The sequence below is a fragment of the Halomonas sp. SIMBA_159 genome (genome assembly GCF_046536035.1).
GTDB classification, from domain to species: Bacteria; Pseudomonadota; Gammaproteobacteria; order Pseudomonadales; family Halomonadaceae; genus Vreelandella; species Vreelandella venusta_A.
Genome location: NZ_JAWJBT010001347.1, coordinates 1 through 244 on the forward strand (window position 1 = coordinate 1; position 244 = coordinate 244).

Here is a 244-nt window from a genome sequence, read left to right on the forward strand (position 1 = left end):
TTGTGCAAAGCTCCTTGAACGGCGCTCACTTGAACGATTTCATCATCGAGCAAATAATGCAGCAAATCGATTTTATGGATGCCAAGGTCCCCGCCCACACCGTAGCCTGAGCGCTCTTTTTTGAAGAACCACGTCGATTTTGTTTTATTGATGCCCTAAGTTTCAGGGCCGGAATGGCCAAAAGCGGTGCGAAGGGTCAAGATTTTCCCGCGTTCCCCGCCCGCTAAGATGTCGCGTGCTTTTT

General features: G+C 50.0%; 1 protein-coding gene. It reads right to left on the reverse strand.

Annotation, left to right across the window (positions count from 1 at the left end; all coding sequences use genetic code 11):
* On the reverse strand, positions 1-152 hold a 152-nt coding region (locus tag R0J87_RS23645; RefSeq protein ID WP_498889437.1), incomplete at its 3' end, for a Gfo/Idh/MocA family protein.
* Positions 153-244: the final 92 nt, after the last annotated feature.